Source organism: Saccharothrix hoggarensis, from assembly GCF_042678885.1.
Lineage (GTDB): Bacteria > Actinomycetota > Actinomycetes > Mycobacteriales > Pseudonocardiaceae > Actinosynnema > Actinosynnema hoggarensis.
In genome coordinates, this window is the sequence record NZ_JBHTLK010000289.1 from 1 (window position 1) to 7,698 (window position 7,698).

Consider the following 7,698-nt stretch of genomic DNA (forward strand, 5'->3'; position numbering starts at 1 on the left):
TCTCGCCGCGGCGCCTCCGGTCGCGTGCCCGGTCGGCGCGGACCCGGCCCAGCGCGCGGTCGAGGATGGGGTCGGGCATGGCTCCCCGTCCGGCTAGCGCGGCCCGTCCGGACGCGCGAGGTGGTCCGGACGGGCTCCGAGCGGGGACGGGTTGCGGCGGGTGGACTGCATCGGCGGTGCCTTCCTCGACGTGTTCGGCACCCCTGACACGGCCCGGTGGGACGTTCGGTTCAACTGGGCCCCGCCGCGTTCCCCGTCAGTTCAGCTGCACCCTCAGCACGCGGGTGTTGGAGTTGTTCGGCGTGCTGTCCTTGTCGCCGTCGCTGGTGGTCAGCCACAGGCTGCCGTCCGGCGCGGGCTCGACGGTGCGCAGCCGGCCGTACGTGCCCGCGAAGTGGGTCGTCTCCGCGCCGACGGACGTGCCGCTGATCTCCAGCCGGTAGAGCCTGCTGCCGCGCAGGGCGGCGACGTAGAGCGCGTTGTTCACGATCGCGATGCCGCTCGGCGACGCGCTCGCCGTGCTCCACGTCCGCTTCGGCGCGACGTACCCGGCGCAGCTGCCGGACGTGCCCTCGCACGCGGGCCAGCCGTAGTTGCCGCCTCTCTGGGCGAGGTTCAGCTCGTCCATCACGCTGTTGCCCAACTCGGCCTGCCACAGCCTGCCCTGCGCGTCGAACGCGAGCCCCTGCACGTTGCGGTGCCCGTAGGTCCACACGTACCGGGCGTTGCCGCCGTTGCCGTAGAACGGGTTGTCGGTCGGCGCGGAGCCGTCGGCGTTGAGCCGCAACACCTTCCCGCCCAGGTTCGCGAGGTCCTGCGCCCAGTCCGCGTTCTGGCCGTCGCCGGTGCCCGCGTACAGCTTGCCGTCCGGGCCGAACCGCAGCCGGCCGCCGTTGTGGTACCGGTTGCGCGGGATGCCGGTCAGCAGCACCTGCAGCGAACTCGCGACCAGCGCGTTGTTCTCCACCTTGATGCGCACGATCCGGTTGTCGTTCGCGGCCGTGTGGTAGACGTACAGGTAGTGGTCGGTGGCGAAGGTCGGCGACACCTCGATGCCGAGCAGGCCGCCCTCGCCGTTGGTGCCCACCACGCCCGGCACCGTGCCGAGGCTCGTCTTCACGCCGTTCGGCGACAACTTGACGATGTCGAACGCGTCGCGCCGGCCGTAGACGCCGGAGCCGTCGGGCAGGAAGTCCAGCCCCCACGGCAGGTCCGTGTCGGTGGTCAGCTGCGTGACCGCGCCGACCTGGTCCCCGCCGGACGGCGTGGTGGCCGTGACCGGCGCGCTCGGGTCGGAGGCGTTGCCCACCGCGTCGAACGCCCGCACGGTGAACGTGTACGCGGTGTTCGGGCTGCGCCCGCCGATGGTGGCCGACGTGCCCGTGGCGTCACCGACCTTCACGCCGCCCGAGTGCACCTCGTAGCGGGTGACGCCGATGTTGTCGGTCGCCGCGGTCCACGCCAGCGACACCGAGTTCGCCGTGACGGCGGTGGCGCGCAGGCCGGTGGGCGCGCTCGGCTTCTCCGTGTCCGCCTGCGCGGGCGGGGTGCGGACGTCGACGTTGTCGCTGGCCTGCGAGACGTTGCCGGCGGCGTCCTCGGCGTTGACGTAGAAGCGGTAGGTCCCGTTGGGGCTCAGGCCGGTGACCGTCGTCGACGTGCCGGTGACGGACATGACGAACTGGCCTTGCTGGTACACCTCGTAGGACGTGACGCCGACGTTGTCGGTGGCCGCGTCCCAGGCCAGGTCCACCGACGTGGGCGTGACGTTGGCCGACCGCGGGTTGGGCGGCACGGACGGCGGCACGGTGTCCGCCTGGCCCGTCTCGCCGAAGACCTGGAACTCCTGCAGCGAGTAGCCGTAGTAGCTCGCGGTGCGGCACCTCGTGGTGCCGTGCACGCGGACGTACCGCCCGGTGCCGCTCACCGCGAGGTCTTCGACGCCGCCCTGGCCGGTGGTGGTCTGGTGGACGCTCGTCCACGTGGTGGCGTTCGGCGACGTCTCGACGCGGTAGGCGCGGGCGCACGACAGGTCCCACTGGAGCCGGACCCTGGTGATGGTCGCGGTCGCGCCGAGGTCGACGTAGATCCAGCCGGGGTCGACGCCGGCGCGGCTCGCCCACCGGGTGGACGAGTTGCCGTCCACGGCGCGGGACGGCTCGAAGCCGGCGCCGCCCGAGGCGGAGCCGAACGCCGGTTTTCCCTGGGACAGCAGGACGGGGGCCGCGCTCGCGGGCGCGGCGGGTGCCGGCGCGGTCGCCACCACCGCGAGCGCGGTGGCGAGCGGGATCGACCAATTGCCCCTGGTGCGGGGTGCCACGGAAGCCTCCACGGTCGTCGACTGCTCCCCCGGGACGTCGGGGGACGGGTGCGGCGGTGTGGCGGCGGGTGGTCGTCCTGCCTCACGACGGTAAGGGCTTTCCCCTGCCGCGTCCAGTGCTCGCGCTGCCGTTGGGGCGTTCGACCGGTGGTGGGATGGAGGTCGGTGGGACGGGCGCGGGCACGGCGGGCGGGCGCGGGCGGTTGGGTCAGGCGCCGTCCGGTCGCGGCGGGGGTTGGCGTGGGGCTAGCGCGCGCCTCAGCTCGGCGGTGATCAGCCCGAGGAAGGCGGAGAAGTCCTCGGCGACCATGCTGGGCGGCAGGCCGGCGGACGTGTAGACGTTGTCCACCACGCGTGCCGCCGGCAGCCGGTACACCGGTCCGCCGAAGCACGACACCGCGTACAGGTCCCCTCCCCCGGTGCTGCCGAACGTCACGAACCGGCCCGCGGAGACCTCCGGGACGCGCGTCGGCAGCCCGGTGGCCTCCGCGTCCACCACGTGGTCGAGCGGGTGGACGAAGTAGCCGTGGTGCAGGTCTTCCAGCCACACCGCGTCCACCTGCTCGTAGAACTCGCCGAGCTGCGGCGGCAGGTCGTGGTCGCCGGTCCGGCCCGCGGTCCGCGGTTCGACGCGGTTGTCGCCGGGCGGGTGGCCGTGGCGTGCCTCGAACGTCTCCTGGAACCTCCGCAGCAACGGCAGCACCTCGTGCAGCCACGTGTCGACGGTCGGCAAGCCCGCACCTCCTCAGGGCGCAGGCTACCGCCGCGCGGTCACGTGTACAGGTCGTCGTAGCGCCGCGCGTGCGCCGTGTGCACGACCTTGCGCTTCACCTTCAACGTCGGCGTCAGCTCGCCGTCCTCGTGGCTGAGGTCCCGGTCGAGCACGGTGAACCGCTTGACCTGCGAGACGGGGGCGAAGTGGGCGTTGGCCTCGTCCACCACCTGCTGGACGAGCGCTTGCACCTCGGGGGTCCGCGCGAGGCCGGGGAGGTCCGTCGGCAGGCCGCGCGCGGTGGCCCACGGGACGATCTCGTCCTGGTCGAGGGTGATGAGGGCGACCAGGTACGGCTTGCGGTCGCCGTAGACGACGGCGTGCGAGATCCAGCGCGACTGGCGGAGCTGGTTCTCCACGTTGGCGGGCGCGATGTTCTTGCCGCCGGCGGTGATGATGATGTCCTTCTTGCGGCCGGTGATGGTGACGAAACCGTCGTCGTCGACCTCGCCGAGGTCGCCCGTGTGCAGCCAGCCGTCGGTCAGCACCTCGGCGGTGGCGGCCGGGTTGTTCCAGTAGCCGGCGAACACGTGCGGGCCGCTCATCAGGATCTCGCCGTCCTCGGCGATCTTCACCTGCAGGCCCGCCATGCCGAACGTGCCGACCGAGCCGAGCTTGTGCCGCGCCAGCGTGTTCACCGTGCCGACGCCGGTGGACTCGCTCATGCCGTAGCCCTCCAGCACGGGCACCCCGGCGGCGCTGAAGAACTCCAGCACCTCGACCGAGATGGGCGCGGCGCCGGACAGGGCCTGCCGCAGCCGGCCGCCGAAGATGGCCCGCACCCGCGCGAAGACGGGGTCCACCTGGTCGAGCGCGGCGGCGAGGTCCGCGGGCACCGGCCGGCCGGCGGCACGCAGCTCGCGGACCGCCAGCCCGACGCGGACGGCCTGGCGCAGCCGGTCCTCCGGCACGCCCGCCGTGGCCGCGGTGTAGATCTTCTCGAAGATCCGGGGCACGGACGGCAGGAACGTCGGCCGCACCTCGGCCAGCTCCGGCACGATCCGCGACGTGTCGCCGCCGTAGAAGGCGACGGTGTGGCCGGTGTACAGCGCGCCCAGGTGCACGATCTGCGCGAACACGTGCGCCAGCGGCAGGAACAGGTACGCCACGTCGTCCGGCAGGACGTACGACAGCTCCTCGCTGAGCCGGCACATGGTGAGCCAGTTGCGGTGGGTCAGCACGCAGCCCTTGGGCGGGCCGGTGGTGCCCGACGTGTAGATGATCACGCTCGGGTCGTCGGGGTCGATCGCGGCCCGGCGGTCGTCCAGCTCACCCGGCAGCGGGGAGGTGCGGCCCAGCGACCGCAGGTCGTCCAGGCCGCCGTCGTCGATCACGACGACGTCGCGCAGCGCGGGCACCCGGTCCCGGATCGAGTCGACCTTCGCCCGCTGCGCCTCGGTCTCCGCGACCAGGACGACCGCGCCCGAGTCGGAGATGATCCACGCGCACTCCTCCGCCGCGCTCGACGGGTAGATCGGCACCACCACGCCGCCCGCGGCGAGCACCGCGAGCTCCACCGCCGACCACTCCGGCCGGGTGTCCGACAGCACGCACACCCGGTCGCCCGGCTCGACGCCCAGGTGCACCAGGCCCGACGCCAGCTCCATGACCCACTCGGCGACCTCGGTGAACGTCACGTCGGTCCACTGCCCGTCGTCCCGTCGGTGGCGCCACGCCACGCGGTCGTCGTGGACCTGGGCGGCCACGAAAGGCAGGTCGGCGATGACGCGCGCCGTCGTCACGGGCATCGGGGTGCTCCTCACTGGGCGGTGGTGGTGGCGTGTGCGGTGCCGGCGTGTGCCGTGGTGCGGTGTGGTTCGGGGGCGGTGCGGGCCGGGGTGACGACGACCGGGACGCCGTTCAGCACGGCGGTGCCCGACAGCGGGTCCACGGCGAGGTCGTCGGTGAGCAGGTTGACGTTGACGCCGGGGTGCGCCCGCGCCGTGGCGAGCCGGGTGCCGGGCCGGTCGTGGCCCCAGCCGTGCGGCAGGCTGACCACGCCGGCGGCCATGTCGGCGCTGACCTCCACCGTCGCCTCGACCTCGCCGACGCGCGACGTCACGCGGGCCGCGGACCCGTCCGCCAGGCCGAGCCGCTCGGCGTCGGCCGGGCTCACCAGCAGCGTGCACAGGTCCTTGCCCTTCACCAGCGCGGGCACGTTGTGCAGCCACGAGTTGTTCGACCGCAGGTGACGTCGGCCGACCAGCACCAGCCCGTCGGACGGCGCGCGCAGCGCCGCGAGCACGCGGGGCACGTCGGCCGCGATCGGCTCCGGGCACAGCTCGATCCGCCCGGACGGGGTGCGCAGGACTTCCGGCACGCGGCTCGTCAACGGGCCGAGGTCGACGCCGTGCGGCCGGTCGAGGAGGTCCGCGACCGACAGCCCGTACGGCCCGGAGCGCAGGCGGGCGTCCAGCAGGCGCTCCTCGCGGGTCAGCTCGGACTCGCCGGACAGGCCGACCAGGGCGTCGAGGTCGGCGTCGGGGCCGAGCCCGGCGAAGATCCCGGTGAGCCGCAGCAGGATCTCGCCCTCGTCGCGCTCGTCGGGGCCCAGCGGCACGGCGGGCCGCGTGTACTTGGCGACGTTGCGCACCGCCAGCGCCAGGAACGCGAGGTCGTAGTGCGCGCGGCGGCCGGGCGGCGGTGGCGGGAGGATCACGTCGGCGTGCCGGGTCGTCTCGTTGAGGTACGGGTCGACCGACACCATGAAGTCCACAGTGGACAGTGCGGCGTCGAGGCGGGCCGAGTTGGGCGCGGACAGCGCCGGGTTGCCCGCCACGGTGACCAGCGCCCGCACCCGGCCGGGGCCGGGCGTCTCGATCTCGTCGGCCAACGTGACCACGGGCAGTTCGCCCGCCACCTCGGGCAGGCCGCGCACCCGGCTGCGCCACCGCCCGGTGGTGAACCCAGGCCCGGAGCCGGTGCCGCGACGACCGTGCGCGGGCAGCGGGAACATCGCGCCGCCGGGCCGGTCCAGGTTGCCGGTGAGCACGTTCAGCACGTCCACCAGCCAACTCGCGACCGTGCCGAACTCGACCGTCGTCGTCCCGATCCGCCCGTACACGGCCGCCCGGGGCGCCGCGGCCAGCCGGTGCGTCAGCGCCCGGATCCCGTCCGCGGCGATGCCGCACCGCGCCGCGACCGCCTCCGGTGTGAACGGCTCGCTCAGCGCCCGCACAGCGTCCACGCCGGCGACGTGCGGCGCGAGCGCGCCCAGGTCGACCAGCGACGCGGCGAACAGCTCGTTGACCATGCCCAGCAGCAGGAACACGTCCGTGCCGGGCACGATCGGCAGGTGCTCGTCGGCCGCGGCGGCGGTGCGGCTGCGCCTTGGGTCGACCACGACGAACGCGCCGCCGCGCCTGCGCAGCGCCCGGAGCCGGCCGGGCGCGTCCGGCACCGTCCACAGGCTGCCGTTGGAGGAGAACGGGTCCGCGCCGAGCAGCAGGAGGAAGTCGGTGCGGTCGATGTCGGGCACCGGGATGGTGAAGATGCCGCCGTACAGGTAGCCGCACGCCACGTGCTTGGGCATCTGGTCGAGGGTGGACGCGGTGAAGACGTTGCGGGTGCCCGCCGCCTTGCGCAGCGCGCCCGCGTACAGGCCGCCGGCCAGCGAGTGCACGTTCGGGTTGCCCAGGTAGAGGGCGACGGCGTCGCGGCCGTGCGCGGCGATGACGTCGCCCAGCCGCTCGTCCACCAGCGCGAACGCCTCGTCCCACGACGCCGGCTCCAGCGTGCCGCCCCGGCGGACCAGGGGCGTGCGGAGGCGGTCGGGGTCGGCGTCCAGCGCGCCGAGGGAGGCGCCCTTCGGGCACAGGTACCCGCCGCTGAACCGGTCCTCCCGGTCGCCGCGCACGGCGGTGATCCGGTCGCCCTCGACGGTCAGCTCCAACCCGCAGGTCGCCTCGCACAGCGGGCAGGTCGTGTAGGCGGTGCGCATCCGATTCCCCTCGACGAACGGTCCGGGCCGGTGGCGGGCGGCGGTGGCAAGTCCGCGGGCTTGACCTTCCAGCCCACTGGAAGGCCTACCGTCGTGATGTGACCACGTATCGGATCTCGCAGCTCGCCGAGCGGGTCGGGCTGCGCCCCACGACCCTGCGCTTCTACGAGCAGGCCGGGCTGCTGCCGGCGGAGCGCTCGGAGTCCGGCTACCGGCTCTACGGCGACGACTCGGTGGCACGGCTGGACTTCATCTCGGCCGGCAAGCACCTCGGGTTGCCGCTGGACGCGATCCGCGAGCTGCTGTCGGTCTGGGAGGACGGCCGGTGCGCCGACGTCCGGGACGAACTCCGCCCCGCGCTGCGGGAACGTCTCGCCGAAGCCGAGCGGCGTGCGGCGGAGCTCGCCGCCTACCGCGAGCGGCTGGGCCGCGCGCTGCGCGAACTGGACGGCCCGGCGCCCGACGGCCCGTGCCGGCCAGGATGCGGTCTGCCGCACCCCCACGCTGGCCGGATCGCGCCGGTAGCCATCGGGTTCGGCCGACCCGCGCCCGCGTCGGACACCCCGCCCGTCGCGTGCACGCTCACGGGCCGCGACCAGGTCGAACGCGTCCGCGCGTGGGAGCGGCTGCTGGCCCGTGCCGACGACCGGCAGGCCGTCGACGGCG

The 7,698-nt window shown here is 74.0% G+C and carries 5 protein-coding genes; 1 reads left to right on the plus strand and 4 read right to left on the minus strand.

All coding sequences use genetic code 11. The annotated features are described in order from the left end of the window. Window positions 1–256 precede the first annotated feature (256 nt). The 4 genes from ACFQ3T_RS32460 to ACFQ3T_RS32475 form a co-directional block, all read right to left on the minus strand. The gene (locus ACFQ3T_RS32460) at window positions 257–2,320 is read right to left on the minus strand and encodes a PQQ-dependent sugar dehydrogenase (RefSeq protein ID WP_380729266.1); all 2,064 of its coding nucleotides are present in this window, start codon (window positions 2,318–2,320) and stop codon (window positions 257–259) included. 208 nt (window positions 2,321–2,528) lie between these two features. Next, the gene (locus ACFQ3T_RS32465) at window positions 2,529–3,053 is read right to left on the minus strand and encodes a hypothetical protein (RefSeq protein ID WP_380729268.1); all 525 of its coding nucleotides are present in this window, start codon (window positions 3,051–3,053) and stop codon (window positions 2,529–2,531) included. A 38-nt stretch (window positions 3,054–3,091) separates the two neighbouring features. Next, entirely contained in the window at window positions 3,092–4,840 is a 1,749-nt protein-coding gene (locus ACFQ3T_RS32470) for an AMP-dependent synthetase/ligase (protein ID WP_380729270.1), read from the minus strand. A gap of 11 nt (window positions 4,841–4,851) precedes the next feature. Beyond that, window positions 4,852–7,032 carry a molybdopterin oxidoreductase family protein gene (locus ACFQ3T_RS32475; RefSeq protein WP_380729272.1) on the minus strand — a complete coding sequence of 727 codons (2,181 nt, stop codon included), beginning with the start codon at window positions 7,030–7,032 and terminating at the stop codon, window positions 4,852–4,854. Window positions 7,033–7,130: 98 nt separating this feature from the next. Between ACFQ3T_RS32475 and ACFQ3T_RS32480 the strand changes: the two genes are divergently transcribed. Further along, the coding region (locus tag ACFQ3T_RS32480; RefSeq protein WP_380729273.1) for a MerR family transcriptional regulator at window positions 7,131–7,698 on the plus strand (568 nt) is incomplete at its 3' end.